Annotated in this window: 14 protein-coding genes; 5 read left to right on the top strand and 9 right to left on the bottom strand. The window is 63.0% G+C overall.

The window, feature by feature from the left end; translation table 11 throughout:
• Positions 1-35: 35 nt before the first annotated feature.
• The 9 genes from IDM28_RS01410 to putP form a co-directional block, all read right to left on the bottom strand.
• Positions 36-1169, bottom strand: a complete 1134-nt coding sequence (locus IDM28_RS01410; protein ID WP_224785561.1) for an O-antigen ligase domain-containing protein — start codon at positions 1167-1169, stop codon at positions 36-38.
• A 22-nt stretch (positions 1170-1191) separates the two neighbouring features.
• Entirely contained in the window at positions 1192-1959 is a 768-nt protein-coding gene (locus tag IDM28_RS01405; protein WP_188035207.1) for a glycosyltransferase family 2 protein, read from the bottom strand.
• Between the two features lie 29 nt (positions 1960-1988).
• A complete protein-coding gene (locus IDM28_RS01400; RefSeq protein WP_188035206.1) occupies positions 1989-2945 on the bottom strand; it encodes a glycosyltransferase in 957 nt (318 codons plus the stop codon).
• Positions 2942-4369 (bottom strand): PIG-L deacetylase family protein, encoded by a 1428-nt coding sequence (locus IDM28_RS01395; protein ID WP_188035205.1) that lies wholly within the window; start codon positions 4367-4369, stop codon positions 2942-2944. Before IDM28_RS01395 ends, IDM28_RS01400 begins: the two co-directional genes overlap by 4 nt.
• A 2-nt stretch (positions 4370-4371) precedes the next feature.
• Entirely contained in the window at positions 4372-5268 is an 897-nt protein-coding gene (locus IDM28_RS01390) for an antimicrobial resistance protein Mig-14 (RefSeq protein WP_150573091.1), read from the bottom strand.
• Positions 5268-6398 carry a glycosyltransferase gene (locus IDM28_RS01385; RefSeq protein ID WP_188035204.1) on the bottom strand — a complete coding sequence of 377 codons (1131 nt, stop codon included), beginning with the start codon at positions 6396-6398 and terminating at the stop codon, positions 5268-5270. Before IDM28_RS01385 ends, IDM28_RS01390 begins: the two co-directional genes overlap by 1 nt.
• Complete coding sequence (locus tag IDM28_RS01380) at positions 6382-8139, bottom strand: carbamoyltransferase (protein WP_101315830.1); 1758 nt, start codon at positions 8137-8139, stop codon at positions 6382-6384. Before IDM28_RS01380 ends, IDM28_RS01385 begins: the two co-directional genes overlap by 17 nt.
• A gap of 140 nt (positions 8140-8279) precedes the next feature.
• Positions 8280-9116 carry a 23S rRNA (adenine(2030)-N(6))-methyltransferase RlmJ gene (locus IDM28_RS01375; protein ID WP_150571094.1) on the bottom strand — a complete coding sequence of 279 codons (837 nt, stop codon included), beginning with the start codon at positions 9114-9116 and terminating at the stop codon, positions 8280-8282.
• Positions 9117-9270: 154 nt separating this feature from the next.
• On the bottom strand, positions 9271-10746 hold the full coding sequence (putP, locus tag IDM28_RS01370; protein WP_150571093.1) for a sodium/proline symporter PutP: 1476 nt from the start codon (positions 10744-10746) through the stop codon (positions 9271-9273).
• A gap of 357 nt (positions 10747-11103) precedes the next feature.
• On the opposite strand from putP, the gene putA reads away from it, so the two are divergent.
• The 5 genes from putA (at position 11104) to mdtD (ending at position 21705) form a co-directional block, all read left to right on the top strand.
• Positions 11104-15057 carry a trifunctional transcriptional regulator/proline dehydrogenase/L-glutamate gamma-semialdehyde dehydrogenase gene (putA, locus tag IDM28_RS01365; RefSeq protein ID WP_101315822.1) on the top strand — a complete coding sequence of 1318 codons (3954 nt, stop codon included), beginning with the start codon at positions 11104-11106 and terminating at the stop codon, positions 15055-15057.
• 582 nt (positions 15058-15639) lie between these two features.
• A complete protein-coding gene (locus tag IDM28_RS01360) occupies positions 15640-17442 on the top strand; it encodes an acyl-CoA dehydrogenase (RefSeq protein WP_150571092.1) in 1803 nt (600 codons plus the stop codon).
• 31 nt (positions 17443-17473) lie between these two features.
• Positions 17474-18916, top strand: coding sequence for a TldD/PmbA family protein (locus IDM28_RS01355; protein WP_188035203.1), 1443 nt, complete (start codon positions 17474-17476; stop codon positions 18914-18916).
• On the top strand, positions 18916-20247 hold the full coding sequence (locus tag IDM28_RS01350; protein ID WP_188035202.1) for a TldD/PmbA family protein: 1332 nt from the start codon (positions 18916-18918) through the stop codon (positions 20245-20247). The genes IDM28_RS01355 and IDM28_RS01350 overlap by 1 nt, the downstream gene beginning before the upstream one ends.
• Before the next feature lie 30 nt (positions 20248-20277).
• Positions 20278-21705, top strand: a complete 1428-nt coding sequence (gene mdtD / locus IDM28_RS01345) for a multidrug transporter subunit MdtD (protein ID WP_188035201.1) — start codon at positions 20278-20280, stop codon at positions 21703-21705.
• Positions 21706-21735: the final 30 nt, after the last annotated feature.

Here is a 21735-nt window from a genome sequence, read left to right as displayed (position 1 = left end):
CCGCTCCTACAGGGATCGCGCAAGCTTCTGATCTGTTACCAGCGCTTACGCTGTTGTTGCTGGACAACCCTGCCCAACACCATCGCTGCCGGCAACAACACCAGCGGCCAAAGCTCATCCGGGTTGCCGATCAGCTTGCTGCCATCGAAATTGAGCATCACCAGCGCGCACGCCAGGTACATACCCCACGGATCGCGCAGGCGAATCGCTTCGATCAGGGTCATGGCCATGACGATCAGGAACAACACCAGCGAAACGCCACCGGTGTACAAGCCCATCGCGACGAAGATGTTATGCGGATGCTGAATCGGCATCACACCGCTGAGCAGCTTGTCGGTCTGGAACTCTACGCCACAGCCAAGCAGCCAGCCGCAATTGCGCCACTCGCCGACCATGATCTGGAACAACTCGATGCGATACGAGTCGCCGCGCGCAAACAGGTTATGGAACCACTGCGCATCCTTGACCAGCCACAGCGCTATCGCCCCCATCACCCCACACGCCAACAGCCAAGGCCCGGCAACCCGGGGGAAGCGCCACAGCGCGTAGCACGCCCAGGCCGCGAACAGGAAGGCTGCGCCGACCAGTGCAGTGCGCGTCTGCAAGACGAAACTGACCGCCACCACCGATAGCACTACGGCAGCACAGGCTTCCACCCAGCGGCGGTTCTTGACCCACGCTGGCATGGCCAGGGCCAGCGCGCAGAACAACCAGATGCTGGCATAGATCACGTTCTCAAGCCGCGCGGGCAGGATCCCTACTCGCGCGCCGAAGCGGAACTCGCCAGACTGGTAGGCATAGGCCGCACAGCCATAGATATACAGGCACAGCGCCCAGAACAGGGCTCGGGTGAATGCCTCGGAGCGGAAGAAGTCCGGATTGAGCAGCCCGCCCAGAATGAACACGAACAAGGTCACATAGAGGATGTGCTTGTAGAACTGCCCATCGCCAGCCACCGCCGCTGGCACCAGGAACCACAGCAGAAACACTACCCAGGCCCAGCCCAGCTTGTTTGCAAACAATCCCGCGCCGCGCTCCTTTATCAGGAACACCAGCCCAGGCAACGCGACGAACGCGTAAAAAATGTTGTTGGTCCACTTCGAGGACGTCATCAACACATAGCTGAGCAGAAACACGATCAGTGCTGCAGCAAAGTATTGCCTGCTCATTGCGCCCTCCTTGCCTATCTTTTCAAACATCCTTCAATATCCATCCAACCAGCAGTCCAATAACGAGCGCAGCCATCAATTTGATGCGCTCCATGCGCTTGCGCCGAAGCTTCTTGACCTTCTCTTCGGGCATTTCCACGTGCTCACCGAAACCGGTGTGCAATACAGCGTCGTTTTCAAGAATCAGTGCGTAGCGGTTGGCGTCGGCATACAGCCGCGACAGGCTCTTCTCGCCCGAATGCGAGGCATACGGCGCGTGCGCCTGGTAATCAGCCAGCCGGCGCAGGCCCGGATTGAAGGAGAACCCCTGCCATTCCGGTTTGTTCGAACCCAGCTGGTAGAACGGGATGCCGGCGTGCACCTGACGCTCGTGCAGGAACACATACGGGCTATGCACCTGCAGGTCATGGGCAAAGCTGCGCAGCCAGACCTGCAAGGCCTGTGGATCAGCGTCAAGCAGGGCCATGGAGTCTTCGATGAAGCCCGGGCGGTAGAACGCCCAGTCATCTTCACAGTGGAACACCCAGAAGGTCTTGATCTGCGCGTACGCGGCGTCAACCGAACGCAACTGGCCCAGCTTCGGGTTGTTGACGATAAAGGTCGTGTGCGCACGCCAGTGTTCGGGGATGCACTCGCGCACGGCTTCGTCGCCGGCGTCTTCGGTGATGAACACCTCGCGGATGGGCGCGGTGTTGAAGCGGTCGAAAGTCTCGAGCGTGCGCTTGAGCAGATCGAACCGACCGCAACTGGTCACCATCAGCGTGATTTCGCTGCTTTCACTGAAAAGCATGGTTGTCCTCGATGGTTTAGGGTCGGGCGTTATAGACCCAGGGCGCGACGCAGACGTTGCCACGGGCCCGGGTTGTCACGCTGACGCAAAGGGGGACGCATGGCCTCGACGATCGCCTGGCCGATGGCGTGGAAGCTGAAGCGCTGCTCTGCCAATGCCTGGCCATTGCGGGAAATACGCTCGGCCAGGGCGCTGTCGGCACGCAGCACCGCGAGTTTTTCTCGCAATTGCGCAAGGTCGCGGTACAGCACGATGTTGTCCATGTCGACAAAGCTCAGGGCGCGGTTTTCTTCATCACCCTGGTCGTAGGCGAACAGCACACAGCCACAGGCCATGGCTTCGAAGTTCTTGATCATGTACTCGCCCATGCCGACATCGGCACTGACGAAGTAGCGAATGCGGCTGAGGGTCTGGCTGTACTCTTCGCCGGACTTGGTGCGGGTGATGACCAGGTTTTCCACCTCGGCCAACGAGTCGAGCATGGCCTTGCGCCCGGAATAGGCGACGCTGCGCAGGCTGCCGACAAACGCCAGTTCGATATCGCGCTCGCGGTTCTCGTTGCGCAGCAGCGCCTGATCATAGCCCTTGGGCACGAACACCGCGTCAAAGCCTTCGTCCTGCAGACGGCGGGTGACCACCGCACCAGAGGTGATCACCCGCGCCCACGGCAGGCGGCGGTAATGCGCGCTGAACTTGCCGGTGTACTTGCAGGGGATGTAGTTCTGGTAGGCATCGTGCTCGAGGATGACCAGATTGGGTATCTGGCTGATGAAGCGAACCTGACGGATCTCCTTTTTGAAGCGCAAGAAGAACAGGATGCGGTCGTACTGTTCGACCTGCACATGCTGCTTGAAGTAACCGCGCAGGTCGTCCTGTTCGGCGTCGGTCAGCCAGCGGATATCACACTCGCAACTGGCGGCGATGCCTTCATACAGCCGATCAAGGATGGCGCGCTGCTCTTTCTGGACCAGAAACAGGACTTTCACTGTGGTTTACTCTTGTCGACCAGTGTCTCGACCCAAAACAGTTCGTGGCGACGCACTGCCTTACGGAAGAACTCGTTTTTACCAAATAGCGGCCAACGGCGACCAGCCAGATACTGTTGCAGCAGGCGCCGAACCCGCCTTTTGAGCGGCGCCGGCGGCTGCAGGTCGTGCATCATAGCCAAAGACATGGCCTTTTGCCGCTGTCGCTCAGGCGAGACTTGCAGTGCCCACGGGCACATCCCCGGCTGCGCCTCGAACAACGGGGGCAAGGCCACGCCGTCACCCGCCTCGCCCATCGGCCAGCGGTCGTTGTCATGAAGGTGGTTGGCGTACAGCAGCAGGGTCTGCGGCTGCCACTGGCACGCGGCCAGCGCCTCGCGCAGTGCGTCGTGGGCGCAGACGTGATCGGGGTGCGGGTCGAGCTGCGGATGCGGCAGCACTACGGTGTCCGGTCGCGCGCGCTCGATCAGCTCGCACAGGTCAGCCACCAGGGCCTGCCAGGTCGGCTGACCGTGTGCATCACTCTGAAGGGTGCATTCGTTGAAGCGGCGAAACGGACGCGTGTCGACCAGATCGGCCTCACGGGACGCCACTGCTGCCTGCGGATCGGCCTGCATCGCGCTCAATTGCATGCAGAAGTAACCGAGCTGCACACTCTGCGCCGATGGCACCCCGGCCCAGCGCGGCACGGCGACGCTGTCCCAACTGCGCAGCTCGCCCTTGAGCCGGGCTGCCTGCACGGTGTCCAGGGCCAGTGTGTCGCGGTAGTACTCATTTTCAATTTCGCCAGCGGTCAGGGTGACGATCCAGCTCTGCTCGGCCTGGGCATACGCTGCAAAGGCCGCCAGTTCGGCATCATCGGCATGCGGCGCGATCACCATCAGGGTGCCGGCAAGGTAGTCGGCGTGGCCGATAACCAGCAGCTCCATTTCAGCTGCCAGCCGGCAGTGGCGCCCGCGCAAACGCAGTTGCCCAGCTGCCAATGCAGCCTCTTGACCACTGAGATTGAGGTAGCGCACGCCCTTGGCGCCGCGCTCGAAGCTTTGCTTGTCGGCGTTGCCGCCTTCGATGACAACGGCAGGGTCAAGCAGCCGACCCAGCAAGCTGGCGCGCAGTTGCACCCGCAGCAGCAGGGTCTGGCTGGCAGCCAGTACGCAATCTGCAGGCAGCGTGAGCAGGCCGTCGCGGCTGTGCAGCGGGTAGCGCGCGCAGCCTTGCAGGTCGTACTCGTAATCACTGGCGGCCACGTAGAACAGGTGATCGGAAAACCAGGCTTCATGGCCGACCCACAGCAGCAGCGCGAGTACCGGCGGCAGCCACCACAGCCACAAGGCCGACAGCAACAGAACGCACAACAGCACCAACACAACCAGCCGTTTGCGCTTGCGATGACGATTGAGTAACTGCTGCTTGCGTGCGCTCATGGTCAGACCTGATACACCGGCACCGGCGTGCACCAACGCTCCTTGTACTCCCGGTCAGCACGACCGAAGGAGAACCGCAGGGCCTTGTTGCGCGCGCGGGCATCTTCCCAGGCGGCCTGGGTATTGAGGAAACTCAGCACGCTACCGGGGCTGAACGCCTTGGTCTCGGGGTCGACGCCGCCGTTGACGTACTCGACGCTGACCCACTCCGGGGCCTCGACACGGTAGATCAGCTGGATGGCAATCGGTGCACCTTCAAGCAATACCACCGAACCGATCAACAGCTCGCGCAGGCGCTCGAGCACTTCAGGCATATGCTGCGCGCCGGTGGCGGCGAAGCCCCAGCGGCGCTGGAACAGGTCGCAATACATGCTGGCGATCTGCGCCGAGGTAAAATCGCTGATCGGCTGCACCTGCCCGCCGGCTTCTTCCAACAAGCGCAGTTCACGGCGCTGGTTGTAGCGAAACTTCTTCGACAGGTCTTCCGGCGCGCGGGCCATGGCCAACTGTTCAGCTTGCGCCTGCAGGCCGCTGAAGCGCCCGTGGTTGAGCTCTGACAGGTAGCGCCCGGCGTGCCGCAGCGGCGCCTCGGCAGTGCTGGACGCCGGCAGAATCAGTTCGGCATTGCCCAGGTCGAACAGACCCTTTTTGCCGTGACGCTTGAGCACGTCCTTGGACAATGCCAGGTGGCGCCCCCAGGTCGGAATGGCCGCCTGTAAATCACCGCCCTGCTCCCACCCCAGATAGCGGACCGGGATCTGCGCAAGCTCAGCCAACTGTTCGAGCACCCGCGGATGGGTCGCGACGCTGCCGCCGAAGCGCTGCCAGGTCTCGGCATAGGCGGCGGCATCGATGACTTTCCAGCCGCGCTCGCGCACAGCCGGGATGCGGTTGAAGATCACGGCTGCACCGCCAACGCCTGTGCTTGCGGCAACTGCCAGAAGGTCTCGGCGACGGCCTGGTCACTGAAGCGCTCGCGCAAGCGTTGCAGCATGTGCTCGGCACACGCCTGACGCTGCTGGTCGTCCAGCCTGGCCATATGTTCCAGGCCCTGGGCCAACTGCCCGGCATCGCCCAGCGGGAACAGCATGCCAACGCCCTCGACCACTTCGCGGGCACCGCCACAGGCCGTGGCCAATACCGGAACGCCGGCGACCATAGCCTCCAGCAGGACCATGCCGAACGGCTCGTGGTCCGAGCTCAGCGCAAATACATCGAACGCCTTGAAGTAGCGCCGCGCATCCGCCACCTGGCCAAGAAAGTCGACCTGAGCAGCAATACCCAGCTCGACCGCCAGGGCCTTGAGCTGTGGCTCCAGGCGGCCAGTGCCGAGGATCGCCAGGCGAGCACCGGCAGGCAGATTCGGCAGCGCCTGGGCGAATCCTCTGAGCAAGGTCGCCTGGTCTTTGTCCGGGTGCAGACGGCCAACATTGCCGACAATCCACGCCTGCGGATCGAGGCCAAGCACCCGCCGGGCTTCTTCAGCCGGCACCAGGCTGGCCTGCAGTGCATCGACGTCGATGCGGTTGTACAGGGTTTGAATACGTTCGGCCGGCCACTGCGTCAGGCAGCGGCGCATATCGTCGCGCACCGCGTCGGACACGCCGAGCAAGCTCAGGCGCTGGCGGAACAGATTGGCGAAAAGCCGGCGGCTGTTGCGCTGATAGTCGCCGAACGCGTGGTGCACGCCGATCACCGGCAGGTCGGTGCCGAGCAAGGCGATATAGATCGGCTTGAAGCGGTGGGCGATGCACAGGGCAAAGTTGCGCTCGGCAGCGATCCGCCGCAGCGCACGTATCGCCCCCAGCTTCAGGCCGCGCACGGCCTTGGAGCTGAATTCGAGAAACAGCACTTCGTCCGAAGCACAGCCCGCGGCTACCTGCGGATCGGCCTTGCCGGTGAGAAACACCGTGGTGACCTGATAACCGCGCCCCTGAAACAGGCTGGCGTACTGACGGGCGCAGTCGAGAAACGGCCCGTCAGAACCATGGCAGAACTGCAGAATGCGCGGTTCAGAGCGGCTGGTCATAAGGCGCAGCGCCATCCTTCACGACCAGGATGTCTTCCATGATCAGGTACTGCAGGTCCGAGCCGAAGAACATGTTCAAGGCGTCGGTCGGCGAGCAGATCATCGGTTCGCCACGACGGTTCAGCGAAGTGTTCAGCGACACGCCGTTGCCGGTCAGGTCTTCCAGCGCTTTCATCATGTCGTAGTAGCGCGGGTTGTATTCGCGCTTGAGCACCTGGGCACGCGAAGTGCCGTCCTCGTGAACCACTTCCGGTACACGGGTTTTCCATTCATCCGACACTTCGAAGGTGAAGGTCATGAACGGCGCAGGGTGATCGATCTTGATCATCTGCGGCGCAACGGTGTCGAGCATCGACGGGCAGAAAGGCCTCCAGCGCTCGCGGAACTTGATCTGGTGGTTGATCCGGTCAGCAACCCCGGCAACGCTTGGGCAGCCGATGATCGAACGGCCACCGAGCGCGCGCGGGCCAAATTCCATACGGCCCTGGAACCAGGCCACCGGGTTGCCATCGACCATGATCTTGGCGATCTGCTCGGGCATGTTGTCCAGCTTGCGCCACTGCGGCTGGCTCGGATGGCGAGCGCAGGCGGCAATCACGTCCTCGTTGGAATACGACGGGCCGAGGTAGACGTGCTCCATCTTCTCGACCGGGACGCCACGGGCGTGCGACACGTAGGCAGCAGCGCCGACCGCAGTACCGGCGTCACCGGAGGCAGGCTGCACGAACAGCTCCTTGACGTCCGGGCGGGCGATGATCTTCTGGTTGAGCTTGACGTTCAGCGCGCAGCCGCCAGCGAAGGCCAGCTTGCCGGTCTGCTTGAGGATGTCGCCCAGGTAATGGTCGATCATCTGCAGCGCAAGCTTCTCGAACAGCGCCTGCATGCTCGCCGCGTAGTGGATGTACGGCTCGTCGGCGATATCGCCTTCGCGCTTGGGACCCAGCCACTCGATCAGTTTTGGCGAGAAGTAGAAGCCCTTGCCCTTTTCTTTATAGCGACGCAGGCCGATGACGTTGGCGTATTCGGTGTTGATCACCAGTTCGCCGTTTTCAAAGCTCGCCAGGCGCGAGAAGTCATATTTGCTGGCATCGCCGTATGGCGCCATGCCCATGACCTTGAACTCGCCATCGAGCATTTCAAAGCCGAGGAACTCGGTGATCGCGCCATACAGGCCGCCGAGCGAGTCCGGATCGAAGAACTCCTTGATCTTGTGGATCTTGCCGTTTTCACCGTAGCCAAAGAAGGTCGTGGCGTATTCGCCCTTGCCATCGATGCCGAGGATCGCGGTTTTTTCTTTAAAGCCCGAGCAGTGGTAAGCACTGGAGGCGTGCGCCAGGTGGTGCTCGACCGGCTCGATCTTGATCTTTTTCGGATCGAAGCCCAGTTGCTCGAGGCACCAGACGATCTTGTTGCGATAGCGCTTGTAGCGACGGTTGCCCATCAGCAGCGCGTCGAGGGCGCGGTCCGGGGCATACCAGTAGCGCTTGGCATAGTGCCAGCGGGCCTTGCCGAAAAGGCTGATCGGGGCGAAGGGTATGGCGACCACATCGACGTCCGACGGCTTGATGCCGGCCTGCTCCAGGCAGAACTTCGCCGATTCGTAGGGCATGCGGTTCTTCGCATGCTTGTCACGCACGAAGCGCTCTTCTTCGGCGGCGGCAATCAGCTTGCCGTCGATGTACAGGGCCGCGGAAGGGTCATGGCTAAGGGCGCCGGACAGGCCAAGAATCGTCAATGCCAAGGGTCTAGCCTCTTCATTCGGTAGAGATGCGCGGTCGGCCTCACGGGCGGACGGCGGCTAAAGGGCGGGATTATAACGCAAAGCTCCATCGCGCACCGCCCCTGTGTGGAGCGGGCCCGGGGCGGCGAGACAGGATCGGATTATTCCGCAATCAGCCAATCGAGGCGCCAGCTACCGTCAGTCTGGGCCAGCTCTTTGGCCAGCAGCGGCAGCAACTCGCGCAGCTCTTCTTCCAGGCCCCATGGCGGGTTGGCAATCGCCAGGCCGGAACCGTTCAGACCCTGCGGGCTGTCCTGATGATGCACATACAGCTCGGCGCGCAGCAGCTTTGGCGCGCCGGTGCTGGTCAGGTCCTGATAGTAGCGAGTCAGCAAGCGCTGGTCCTTGATCGGGTACCAGATCACCGCCACCGTCTGGCGCATGCGCCCGATCGCTTCCTTGACTGCCACGGTGCAGCGCTTGAGCTCGTCGGCCTGCTCGAACGGCGGATCGATGAGCATGATCGCGCGCTTTTCCTGCACAGGCAGCAGCGCCCGCGGCACATGCCAGCCTTCACCCAGATGAACGGTGACGCGCGGGTCCTTTTTCATGTTCTCGCGCAGCAATGGGCCGTCTTCCGGGTGCTTTTCGTTGAACAGCGCACGGTCCTGCTGACGCATCAGCCGGCGCGCCAACTCGGGCGAGCCCGGGTAATAGCGCAGCTCACCTTCTGGATTCAGGCGCTTGATCACGCGCAGGTAGTCGGCGGTGATCCCTGGCAGATCGTCACGGCCCCACAGCCGGGCAACGCCCTCCAGGTACTCACCGGTACGGCTCGCCTGGTCGCCGTGCAGGTCGTACAGACCGAGGCCGGCGTGGGTATCGATGTAAGCGAACGGCTGCTCCTTGCGCGACATCAAGGCGATGAGGCGGGTCAGCACGATGTGTTTGAAGACGTCGGCATGGTTGCCGGCGTGGAAGGCGTGACGATAGTTCATGGCAACTCCTGCGCAGGCGGCAAGTTTACCTTGTCAGGCTGGAGCCGTCAGGCCTGCGTATGCGCCAGGCGACTGCAGGCCTGCCTTGCAGCGGGCAAGAAAAAGCCCGCACCTAAACAGGCGCGGGCTTTTTCATACAGCGGTCAGGGCAACATTACTTACCGATGTGATAAGCCTCGTCAGCCTTCTCGAAGCGCGAAACCATGCTCGAGGTCGGTGCGCCCAGCTTGCTCACCAGCACGATGGCGATGGTGGCAAACAGGAAGCCCGGGATGATTTCGTACAGGCCGGTGTCCAGCTGCTTCCAGAAGATCACGGTCAGTGCGCCAACTACGATACCGCTCAGCGCGCCGTTGCGGGTCATGCCCTTCCACAGTACCGACAGCAGGACTACCGGACCAAACGCAGCACCGAAGCCAGCCCAGGCGTACGCCACCAGACCAAGCACGCGGTTTTCCGGGTTGGCTGCCAGGGCGATGGCGATCAGTGCCACGGCCAGGACCATCATCCGGCCGACCCAGACCAGCTCGACCTGGGAAGCGTTTTTACGCAGGAAAGTCTTGTAGAAGTCTTCGGTCAGGGCGCTGGAGCAGACCAGCAGCTGGCAGCTCAGAGTGCTCATCACCGCCGCCAGAATGGCCGACAGCAGCACACCGGCGATCCACGGGTTGAACAGGATCTTCGCCAGCTCGATGAACACACGCTCGTGGTTCTCGGTAACCGGGCCAGCCAGTTCAGGGTTGGCCGAGAAGTAGGCGATACCGAAGAAGCCCACGGCGCAAGTACCAGCCAGGCACAGGATCATCCAGGTCATCGAGATGCGACGAGCATTGGCGATCGACTTGACCGACTCGGCAGCCATGAACCGCGCGAGGATGTGCGGCTGGCCGAAGTAGCCCAGGCCCCAGCCCATCAGCGAGATGATGCCGATGAAGGTCGCCCCTTTGAACATGTCGAAGTTGGCCGGGTTCTGCGCTTCGATGGCGAGGAAGGTGGTGTCGAAGCCGCCCGTCGAGATCAGCACGATGATCGGCGTCAGGATCAGCGCGAAGATCATCAGCGAGGCCTGCACGGTGTCGGTCCAGCTCACTGCCAGGAAACCACCGACGAAGGTGTAGGCGATGGTCGCAGCAGCGCCGGCCCACAGCGCGGTTTCGTACGACATGCCGAAGGTGCTTTCGAACAGGCGAGCACCAGCCACAATGCCGGAGGCACAGTAGATGGTGAAGAACACCAGGATGACGATCGCGGAGATGATCCGCAGCAGGCCGCTCTTGTCTTCAAAGCGGCTGGCGAAGTAGTCCGGCAGGGTCAGCGCGTCGCCGTTGTGCTCGGTCTGCACACGCAGACGGCCGGCCACGAACAGCCAGTTCAGGTAGGCACCAACGGTCAGGCCGATGGCGATCCAGGCTTCGGACAAGCCGGACATGTAGATGGCGCCTGGCAGGCCCATCAACAGCCAGCCGCTCATGTCGGAGGCACCTGCGGACAGCGCGGTGACAACGCTACCGAGGCTACGTCCGCCGAGAATGTAATCGGAAAGGTTGTTGGTGGAGCGATAGGCGGCGAAGCCGATCAGTACCATTGCTGCGATGTAGACCACGAAGGTGATCGTCAGAGGATTGCCCATGGTTGTGCCCTGGCGTTTGTTTTTATTTCATGCAACCTGCCGACAAAGCGGTTGCACCCAGGCGGCGCATGCTATGCAACAACATGAACCGGGTGCAACCATTTTTCATTTGCCAGTTGCACCCTGAAATGCGTTTACACAGAAAACGTCGCTTTTAGACACTTTTGTCGCAAACGCCGCGTTTATCAAAGGAAAACGCACCACAATCGAGCAGCGCGACGACCTGAAACCACGCGCCAGACGAGTTGCACCTCAAACTATAAAAAAACGGGTTGCACCAGGTTGCACCCGCAATGGGCTAGCGCTAATCTTGGCCTCAGCTAAAGCCACAGCAAGTGGCAATAATGAGGATAAGAAATGGCGACGACCACCCTTGGGGTCAAACTCGATGACCCTACCCGTGAGCGACTCAAGGCAGCTGCGCAGTCGATTGACCGCACGCCGCATTGGTTGATCAAGCAGGCTATCTTCAATTACCTGGAGAAGCTCGAGGGTGGCGCGACCCTGCACGAAATCAATGGCCATGGTGCCAACCTCAGTGACGACGCCGGCGAGGTACAGCCTGAGCATAGCCATCAATGCTTCCTCGAGTTCGCTGAAAGCATCCTGCCGCAATCGGTACTGCGTGCTGCCATCACTTCGGCCTACCGTCGCCCCGAGCAGGAAATGGTGCCGATGCTGCTGGAGCAGGCGCGCCTGACCACTGCCCAGGCCGAAGCCACCAACAAGCTCGCCTCGGGCATCGCCGAGAAGCTGCGTAACCAGAAGAGCGCCAGCGGTCGTGCCGGTATCGTTCAGGGCCTGCTGCAGGAGTTTTCGCTGTCGTCGCAGGAAGGCGTTGCACTCATGTGCCTGGCCGAAGCCCTGCTGCGCATCCCCGACAAAGGCACCCGCGACGCGCTGATCCGCGACAAGATCAGCACCGGCAACTGGCACCCGCACCTGGGCAACAGCCCGTCGCTGTTCGTCAACGCAGCAACCTGGGGCCTGCTGCTGACCGGCAAACTGGTCTCGACCCACAACGAATCCGGCCTGACTTCGTCGCTGACGCGCATCATCGGCAAAAGTGGCGAGCCGATGATCCGCAAGGGCGTCGACATGGCCATGCGCCTGATGGGCGAGCAGTTCGTCACCGGCGAAACCATCGCCGAAGCCCTGGCCAACGCTAGCCGCTTCGAGTCCAAAGGCTTCCGTTATTCCTACGACATGCTCGGTGAAGCCGCACTCACCGAGCATGACGCACAGAAGTACCTGGCCTCCTACGAGCAGGCGATCCACTCGATCGGCAAGGCCTCCCATGGCCGCGGCATCTATGAAGGCCCGGGCATCTCGATCAAGCTTTCCGCCCTGCACCCTCGCTACAGCCGCGCGCAATACGAGCGGGTGATGGACGAGCTGTACCCGCGCCTGCTGTCGCTGACCTTGCTGGCCAAGCAGTACGACATCGGCCTTAACATCGACGCCGAAGAAGCCGACCGCCTCGAGCTGTCGCTGGACCTGCTCGAGCGCCTGTGCTTCGAGCCATCGCTGACTGGCTGGAACGGTATCGGCTTTGTCATCCAGGCTTATCAGAAGCGTTGCCCGTACGTGATCGACTCGGTCATCGACCTGGCCAAGCGCAGCCGCCATCGCTTGATGATCCGCCTGGTCAAGGGCGCCTACTGGGACAGCGAAATCAAGCGCGCCCAGGTCGAAGGTCTGGAAGGCTATCCGGTCTACACCCGCAAGGTGTACACCGACGTTTCCTACATCGCCTGCGCACGCAAGCTGCTGTCGGTGCCCGAAGCCATCTACCCGCAGTTCGCTACCCACAACGCCCACACCCTGTCGGCCATCTATCACATAGCCGGGCAGAACTACTACCCGGGCCAGTACGAGTTCCAGTGCCTGCACGGCATGGGCGAGCCGCTCTACGAGCAAGTGGTGGGCAAAGTTGCCGATGGCAAGCTGAACCGTCCGTGCCGGGTGTATGCCCCGGTCGGTACCCACGAGACACTGCTGGCCTATCTGGTGCGACGCCTGCTGGAAAACGGCGCCAACACCTCGTTTGTCAACCGTATTGCCGACCACTCGATTTCGATTCAAGAGCTGGTCTCCGACCCGGTCGCCAATATCGAGCAAATGGCGGCCCAGGAAGGCAGCATCGGCCTGCCGCACCCGCGCATCCCGCTGCCGCGTGACCTGTATGGCAGCGAGCGGGCCAACTCGGCCGGTATCGACCTGGCCAACGAACATCGCCTGGCGTCGTTGTCCTGCGCGTTGCTGGCAACCGCTCACACCGAGTGGAAAGCCGCACCAATGCTGGGTTGCGCCAGCAGCCAGGAAGTGGCGGCAGCCGTGATCAACCCGTCCGATCATCGCGACGTCGTCGGTCATGTGCAGGAAGCCACCGTCATTGATGTCGACAACGCCATCCAGTGCGCGCTGAACGCTGCGCCGATCTGGCAAGCGACGCCGCCAGCCGAACGTGCAGCGATCCTCGAGCGCAGCGCCGACCTGATGGAGGCCGAGATCCAGCCGTTGATGGGCCTGCTGGTGCGTGAAGCCGGCAAGACCTACGCCAACGCCATTGCCGAAGTCCGCGAAGCGGTGGACTTCCTGCGTTACTACGCAGTACAGGCCCGCAACAACTTCAGCAACGACGCCCACCGCCCACTGGGCCCGGTGGTGTGCATCAGCCCGTGGAACTTCCCGCTGGCGATCTTCAGCGGCCAGGTTGCCGCGGCCTTGGCTGCCGGTAACCCTGTGCTGGCCAAGCCTGCCGAGCAAACTCCGCTTATCGCTGCGCAAGCGGTGCGCTTGATGCTTGAAGCCGGCATCCCTGAAGGTGTGCTGCAACTGCTGCCAGGCCGCGGTGAAACCGTCGGCGCCGGTCTGGTCGGTGACGAGCGGGTCAAAGGTGTGATGTTCACTGGCTCGACTGAAGTCGCCCGCCTGCTGCAACGCAATATCGCTGGCCGCCTCGACGCCCAAGGCCGGCCGATCCCGCTGATCGCCGAAACCGGCGGGCAGAACGCGATGATCGTCGACTCGTCGGCCTTGACCGAGCAAGTGGTGATCGACGTGGTTTCCTCGGCGTTCGACAGCGCCGGCCAACGTTGCTCGGCCCTGCGCGTCCTGTGCCTGCAGGAAGACTCCGCCGACCGCGTCATTGAAATGCTCAAGGGCGCCATGGCGCAAAACCGCCAGGGCAACCCGGAACGACTCTCGGTGGACATCGGCCCGGTAATCGACGCCGAAGCCAAGGCTGGCATCGAGAAGCACATCCAGGCCATGCGTGAAAAAGGCCGCGCCGTGTATCAGGTGGCCATCGCCGATGCTGCCGAGTGCAAACGCGGTACCTTCGTCATGCCGACCTTGATCGAGCTGGATAGCTTCGACGAACTCAAGCGCGAGATCTTCGGCCCGGTACTGCACGTAGTGCGCTACAACCGCCGCAATCTCGACCAGTTGCTCGAGCAGATCAACGCCTCCGGCTACGGCCTGACCCTGGGCGTACACACCCGCATCGACGAAACCATCGCCAAGGTTGTGGATACCGTCAACGCCGGCAACATGTACGTCAACCGCAACATCGTCGGTGCCGTGGTCGGCGTGCAGCCGTTCGGTGGTGAAGGCCTGTCCGGCACCGGCCCGAAAGCCGGCGGCCCGCTGTACCTGTACCGCCTGCTGTCGACCCGCCCGGTCGACGCCGTGGCTCGCCAGTTCAAGGAGGCCGATGCTGCCAGCAAGGTCGACAGCGTCCTGCGCGAGCAACTGATCAAGCCGCTGCACAGCCTTAAAGCCTGGGCCGAAAGCAACCAGCTGAGCGACCTGGCCAGCCTCTGCGAGCAGTTCGCAGAGCAATCACAGAGCGGCATCACCCGCCTGCTGCCGGGCCCGACCGGCGAGCGCAACAGCTACACCATCCTGCCGCGCGAGCATGTGCTGTGCCTGGCAGACAATGAAGCTGACCTGCTGGCTCAATTGGCTGCGGTACTGGCCGTAGGCAGCTCGGCGGTATGCGTCGACGGCGAGCCGGCCAAGAGCCTGCGTGCGCGCCTGCCTAAAGAGCTGCAAGGCAAGGTCAAGCTGGTGGCCGACTGGACCAAGGATGAAGTAGCGTTCGATGCTGTTATCCACCACGGCCACTCGGACCAACTGCGCGCCGTGTGCGAGCAGGTAGCCAAGCGCGCCGGGGCGATTGTCGGTGTGCACGGGCTGTCCAGCGGCGATCAGCAGATTGCCCTGGAGCGTTTGGTGATCGAGCGCGCAGTGAGCGTCAACACCGCTGCGGCGGGGGGTAACGCGAGCTTGATGACGATCGGCTGACACCGACACGGCAGTAACCAAAAAGGAGAGCTTCGGCTCTCCTTTTTTATGACTTTCAGATACAACTTGCTGCCACTTGCATCGCCTGATTCCAGGTCGGCGTCGCCTGTATTGGGGCTGCTCCTACAGTACCGCGCATGGCGGCGGGCGAGGCGTCTGGCGCGCCTATGCCGACTGGACGCGATCCCTGTAGGAGCGGCCTTGTGTCGCGAAAGGGCCGCGAAGCGGCCCCGACATCAGCAGCAGTTACACCAAACTACGTCCAATAGCCGGCCGTTGGCGCACCGCAGCGCAATCACCGCCGCATCCCCAACTCGGCATCATCCATCAGCGCCTTGGCCAGCGCGCTCAAGTAATGTGAAGCCCTTCGAGGAAATGGGGACTGCGGGGAGCGCTCTCAAGATCCAGCGCCGCCCGCGCGGCGCATCGCGACACAAGGCCGCTCCAGAAGCCCGTGACATGCACTTAGTGGCCGCAATTCGCCACCCCTCCCCCACACCATCACCTCAATCAATGATGCTGGCCTCACCCACTCCTCGTTCCTAGACTCGCCTTAAGCCCCTCACCACTGGACCCGCCAGCATGTCCGAAACCCTGCTCAGCTCCCGCAACCTGGCTTTCGAGCTCTACGAAGTACTCGACGCCGAGGCCCTGACCCAGCGCCCGCGCTTCGCCGAGCACAGCCGGGAAACCTTCGATGCGGCGTTGGCCACTGCGCGCACCATCGCCGAGAAGTACTTCGCCGGGCACAACCGCAAGGCCGACGAAAATGAACCGCGCTACGTCGATGGCCGGGCCGAGTTGATTGCCGAGGTGAAGCCCGCGGTCGATGCCTTTTTGCAGGCGGGTTTCCTCAATGCCAACCGCGATTTCGAGGTCGGTGGCATGCAGTTGCCGAGCCTGCTCTCGCAAGCCTGTTTCGCACACTTCCAGGCAGCCAACGCGGGCACTACGGCCTACCCGTTTCTGACCATGGGCGCCGCCAACCTGATCGAGAGTTTCGGCAGCGATGAGCAGAAGCGCTTGTTCCTGCAGCCGATGATAGAGGGGCGCTACTTCGGCACCATGGCCCTGACCGAACCCCATGCTGGCTCGTCACTGGCGGATATCCGCACCCGCGCCGAACCGGCTGGCGATGGCAGTTACCGGATCAAGGGCAACAAGATCTTCATCTCCGGCGGCGACCATCAGCTGTCGGAGAACATCGTCCATCTGGTGCTGGCGAAGCTGCCGGACGCGCCCGCCGGGGTGAAGGGCATTTCGCTGTTCATCGTGCCCAAGTACCTGGCCAATGCCGATGGCAGCCTGGGTCCGCGCAACGATGTGCTGCTGGCCGGGCTGTTTCACAAGATGGGCTGGCGCGGCACCACCTCGACGGCGCTTAACTTTGGCGACCAGGGCAACTGCGTGGGCTATTTGCTGGGCCAGCCGCACCAGGGCCTGGCCTGCATGTTCCAGATGATGAACGAGGCGCGGATCGGCGTCGGCATGGGTGCGGTGATGCTCGGCTATGCCGGCTACCTGTACTCGCTGGAGTATGCGCGCCAGCGGCCACAGGGGCGTTTGCCGGACAACAAGGATCCGCTCAGCGCTGCAGTGCCGATCATCGCTCACAGTGACGTGAAGCGTATGTTGCTGACGCAGAAGGCCTATGTCGAAGGTGCGTTCGATCTGGGCCTGTATGCAGCGCGGCTGTTCGACGATACCCACACCGCGCCCAGCGACAGCGAGCGCCAGCAGGCCCAGGCATTGCTCGACCTGCTGACGCCGATCGTCAAGTCGTGGCCCTCGGAGTTCTGCCTCAAGGCCAACGAGCTGGCGATCCAGATCCTCGGCGGTCACGGCTACACCCGCGAGTATCCGGTCGAGCAGTACTACCGCGACAACCGCCTGAACCCGATCCATGAAGGCACCCACGGCATCCAGTCGCTCGACCTGCTCGGCCGCAAGCTGGCGCACAATGGCGGCGCCGGGCTCAAGCAGTTGATCCGCCTGATCGCCGCAACGGCCGAGCGCGCCAGCCATCACCCTGCCCTCGATGACCTGCGCCAGCCCCTTGAGCAACTGGTCAATCGGCTGCAGGCGGTGACCTTGGCGCTGCTTGGCGATATGGCGGCGGGCAAGGTCAGCACTGCGCTGGCCAACTCGGCGCTGTACCTCAAGGTGTTTGGCCATTGCGTGATTGGCTGGCGCTGGCTGGAGCAGGCGCTGCATGCCGAGCGCGGGCTGGTCAACGGCGCGGCGGCCGACCACCACTTCTATCGTGGCAAGTTGCAGGCGGCGCGTTATTTCCTGACTTGGGAAGTACCGGGCTGCCATACTGAGCTGGCACTGCTCGAGGCCCGCGATGACACTTGCCTGAGCATGCACGAAGGGTGGTTCTAGGGGGAGCCGCCGCGTTCACGGAGTTCTGCCCATGTTCGATTCCAGCGCCCTGCTGCGTCAGCGCTTTGCCTCGCTGCGCAGTACGGCCGAGGTGTTTTCGCTGCGCCACGTCAAGCAGTCCTATCAAGGCCTGGCGGTGCGCCGCAATGTTGCCCAGCCACCGTTCTTCAATCAGGACGAAGGCGCCATGCTCACCGTGCGCATCAACGGTGTCGAGGCCTATGCGGCCACCGCCGATCTTTCGCAAAGCGGCTTGCAACGGGCGCTGGAGCAGGCTGAAGCGCTGGCCCGGCAGATCGCCCGGCACAGCCTGCTGGACTTGAGCACGCAAGCGGTGCCGAGCGAGCGCCATGACCATGTCTCCCCCAACTTCATTCAGCCGCTGCCGAACCTGGCCGATTGCCTGGGCCTGCTCGCCGCCGAATCGGCCAGCGTGCCGACGGATGACCGCCTGGTCGATTGGCAGGCGAGCCTGGGTATCAGCGAAGTCGAGCAGACCTACTTGAACTCGGCCGGCGCCGAACTGCGCCACGCCCAGCGCTTTCTGTTCCCGGGCATGGGCGTCACTGCCAGCGACGGCCAGGACAGCCAGAGCCGCAGCCTGGGCCGGGACAATTTTGGCCAGCAGGGCGGTTTCGAGATCATCGAGCGCTGCGGTCTGATCGGTGCCGCGACGCAGGTTGCCGATCAGGCCTTGCAACTGTTGCTGGCGCCCAACACGCCGAGCGGCAAGCGCGACCTGTTGCTGATGCCTGACCAGATGATGCTGCAGATCCACGAGTCGATCGGCCACCCGCTGGAGATGGACCGAATTCTGGGCGACGAGCGCAACTACGCCGGTACCAGTTTCGTCAAAGCCAGCGACTTCGGCCAGCTGCAATATGGCTCGAGCCTACTCAATGTGACCTTCGACCCGACCATCGCCGAAGAGCTGGCCAGCTACAGCCACGACGATGACGGCACGGCCGCCAGCAAGCAGTTCCTGATCCGTCAGGGCAAGCTGTTACGCCCGCTCGGGGGCGCGCTGTCGCAGTTCCGCTCCGGGCTTGATGGGGTCGCCAACAGCCGCGCCTGCAGCTGGAACCGCGCGCCGATCGACCGCATGGCCAACCTCAATATCGAACCCGGCGAGCAGTCGCTGGCGCAGCTGATTGGCGGTATCGAGCAGGGCATCCTGATGCGCACCAACCGCTCGTGGTCGATTGACGATGCGCGCAACAAGTTTCAGTTTGGCTGCGAGTGGGGCCAGTTGATCGAAGACGGCCAACTCAAGGGCGTGGTCAAGAACCCTAACTACCGCGGTATTTCGGCGCAATTCTGGCGCGACCTGTCGGCAGTCGGCGACCGCAGCACTTTCGAGGTACTAGGCACCCCCAACTGCGGCAAGGGCGAGCCCAATCAGGTGGTGCGGGTCGGCCATGCGTCGCCGGCCTGTGTGTTCAGCCAGATCGATGTATTCGGAGGAGACGCCTGATGCGCGCCACACCCCAGGAGCAATTCCAGCAGCTGCTGCAAACCTTGCGTGCAGCCCTGCGCGACGGCGAGCAGTTCACCCTCGGTTTCAGCGCCGAGCAGTCGCAGTTCATTCGTTTCAACCATGCCAAGGTGCGCCAGGCCGGTGTGGTCAGCCAGGCCAGCGCCCAACTGCGGCTGGTCGACAATGGCCGCCAGGCCGAGCAGCAATTCACCTTGTGTGGCGATGCCGAGCTTGACCAGCAACGCCTGCACGATGCGCTCAAGCAATTGCGCCAGACCTTGCCGCTGCTGGCCGTCGACCCGTACCTGAGCCTGGACGACAGCGCCTGGCATTCGCACAGCCTGCAACAACAGGCGCTGCCGGACCCAGCCGAGGTGCTGGCGCTGGTCGAGCGCGAAGCTGCCGAACTGGATTTGGTCGGCATCTACGCCGCCGGCCCGATCTGCCGCGGCTTTGCCAGTTCGTTCGGGGCGTTTGGCTGGCATGAAGCGGTCAGTTTCAACTTCGACTGGAGCCTGTTCCACGCCAACGGCGAGGCAGTCAAAGCCAACTATGCCGGCCAGAGCTGGGACGCTGCTGCCTTTGTCGAGCGTTTGCGCCTGGCCCGCGAGCAACTGGCCTATCTGGGCCTGCCTGGGGTGCTGCTCAAGCCCGGCAGCTATCGCGCTTACCTGGCGCCAGCGGCCATGGATGAAATCGCCGGCATGCTCTCCTGGGGCGGTTTTTCCGCGCAGGCACTGGCCACCGGCAACAGCGCCTTGCAGCGGCTGTACAGCGGCGATGCGCAATTGAGCCCTCTGGTGAGTATCAGCGAGCAGGTCAGTGGCTCGTTGAGCCCGGCGTTTTCCGACGAAGGTTCGCAGCGCCAGGACCTGCAACTGATCGCCGAGGGTCGCGGCCTGCAGCGCCTGGTCAGTGCCCGCAGCGCAGCGGAGTTCAAGCTGGCCGCCAACGGCGCCGACAGCTATGAGTCGCCCTGCGCGCTGAGCCTGGCACCGGGCGAGTTGGCCACCGCCGACATCCTCCAGCGCCTGGGCACCGGCCTGTACATCAGCAACCTGTGGTACCTGAACTACTCTGACCTGCCAGCAGCACGGATGACCGGCCTGACCCGCTTTGCCACCTTCTGGGTCGAGAACGGCAAGATTCAGGGGCCGGTCAGCACCATGCGCTTCGACGACACCCTGTACAACCTGCTCGGCCAGCAGCTCGAAGCCTTGACCGCCGAGCGTGAGCTGATCCTTTCGACCAGCACCTACGGCCAACGGCAAACCGGATCGAGTCATTTGCCGGGCGCGCTGGTCAAAGCGATGACCCTGACTCTGTAACACCGCCGCCTGGAAGGATTTGAGGCCGCCATGACCGATCGCGCACCGCTTGACCCTGTCACCGCCCGCTGGATCCCGTGGGTGGTGGCGATTGCCTTTTTCATGCAGTCACTCGACGGCACCATCCTCAACACCGCGCTGCCGGCGATGGCGCGCTCGCTCGAAGAAGACCCGCTGCGCATGCAAGGGGTGATCATCGCCTACATGCTCACCGTGGCCTTGCTGATCCCGGCCTCGGGCTGGATCTCCGACCGCTTTGGCACCAAGCGGATCTTCTTCAGCGCGATCCTCTTGTTCAGCTTGGGCTCACTGCTGTGCGCCCTGGCCAACAGCCTCGGTTTCCTGATCGGGGCGCGGATCATTCAGGGCCTGGGCGGTGCCTTGATGCTGCCGGTCGGGCGGCTCGTGGTGCTGCGCGCCTACCCGCGTTCAGAGCTGGTGCGGATCATGAGCTTCATCACCATCCCCGGCCTGCTCGGCCCGCTGCTGGGGCCGACCGTCGGTGGCTGGCTGGTAGAAATCCTCAGTTGGCACTGGATCTTCTTGCTCAACCTGCCGGTGGGTGCGCTGGGCTGTTGGGCGGTATGGAAGTTCATCCCCGACCTGCGCGGCAGCGAGCGCACGACCTTCGATACGCCAGGGTTCCTCCTGTTTGGTGCAGCGATGGTGCTGATCACCATTGCCATGGAAGGCCTGGGCGAGCTGCACATGCCGCACCTGCGGGTGATGTTGCTGCTGTTTGCCGGCATGGCATGCCTGGCGGCCTACTGGCTGCGCGCCGGGCGCGATCCCGAGCCGCTGTTCTCGCCCAGCCTGTTCCGCGTGCGCACCTTCGCCATCGGTATTCTCGGCAACCTGTTCGCCCGTCTGGGCAGCGGTGCCCTGCCCTTTCTGGTGCCGCTGCTGCTGCAGATCGCCCTGGGCTATTCGCCGTCCCAGGCCGGCATGAGCATGATCCCTCTGGCAGCAGCGGCGATGGTTGCCAAGTCGGTAGCACGACCGCTGATCGAGCGGCTCGGCTACCGCATCATCCTCACCGGCAATACCGTGCTGCTGGGCATCCTCCTGGCGAGCCTGGGCCTGGTCGATGAGCAGACGCCGTATGCTTTGTTGCTGGTGCAGCTGTCGTTGCTCGGTGCAGTCAATTCGCTGCAGTTCACCGCGATGAACACGGTGACCCTGATCGATCTCGACGATGCCAGCGCCAGCAGCGGCAACGGCTTGCTTTCGGTGGTTGCGCAACTGGCCTTGAGCCTGGGCGTGGCCTGTGCCGGTGCCCTGCTCGGCGGCTTCACCGCGGCTGGTAACGGCGATGGCGTTGAGAGCGTGCTGGGGGCCTTCCAGCTGACCTTCTTCACCATCGGCCTGATGTCGATGCTGGCAGCGGCGATCTTCCTGCAACTGGCGCCAAGCGACGGCAGGCGTGCCCGTCGTCCGGAAGCCGAGATCGAACCTTAGGGGGAATGGCCACGGGGCTGGTAGACTATC

It is taken from the genome of Pseudomonas sp. EZ-C24 (assembly GCF_014525325.1).
In the GTDB taxonomy this organism is placed as follows: domain Bacteria; phylum Pseudomonadota; class Gammaproteobacteria; order Pseudomonadales; family Pseudomonadaceae; genus Aquipseudomonas; species Aquipseudomonas shirazensis.
The sequence above is the reverse complement of the archived record's forward strand: the minus strand, read 5'-3'. Positions and strand labels throughout refer to the sequence as shown.

What these genes read in the sequence shown, in the direction of transcription:
- IDM28_RS01410 (WP_224785561.1), bottom strand. Translation starts at nt 1,169, where the DNA reads ATGAGCAGGCAATACTTTGCTGCAGCACTGATCGTGTTTCTGCTCAGC.
- IDM28_RS01405 (WP_188035207.1), bottom strand. Translation starts at nt 1,959, where the DNA reads ATGCTTTTCAGTGAAAGCAGCGAAATCACGCTGATGGTGACCAGTTGC.
- IDM28_RS01395 (WP_188035205.1), bottom strand. Translation starts at nt 4,369, where the DNA reads ATGAGCGCACGCAAGCAGCAGTTACTCAATCGTCATCGCAAGCGCAAA.
- IDM28_RS01385 (WP_188035204.1), bottom strand. Translation starts at nt 6,398, where the DNA reads ATGACCAGCCGCTCTGAACCGCGCATTCTGCAGTTCTGCCATGGTTCT.
- IDM28_RS01375 (WP_150571094.1), bottom strand. Translation starts at nt 9,116, where the DNA reads ATGAACTATCGTCACGCCTTCCACGCCGGCAACCATGCCGACGTCTTC.
- putP (WP_150571093.1), bottom strand. Translation starts at nt 10,746, where the DNA reads ATGGGCAATCCTCTGACGATCACCTTCGTGGTCTACATCGCAGCAATG.
- putA (WP_101315822.1), top strand. Translation starts at nt 11,104, where the DNA reads ATGGCGACGACCACCCTTGGGGTCAAACTCGATGACCCTACCCGTGAG.
- IDM28_RS01360 (WP_150571092.1), top strand. Translation starts at nt 15,640, where the DNA reads ATGTCCGAAACCCTGCTCAGCTCCCGCAACCTGGCTTTCGAGCTCTAC.
- IDM28_RS01355 (WP_188035203.1), top strand. Translation starts at nt 17,474, where the DNA reads ATGTTCGATTCCAGCGCCCTGCTGCGTCAGCGCTTTGCCTCGCTGCGC.
- IDM28_RS01350 (WP_188035202.1), top strand. Translation starts at nt 18,916, where the DNA reads ATGCGCGCCACACCCCAGGAGCAATTCCAGCAGCTGCTGCAAACCTTG.
- mdtD (WP_188035201.1), top strand. Translation starts at nt 20,278, where the DNA reads ATGACCGATCGCGCACCGCTTGACCCTGTCACCGCCCGCTGGATCCCG.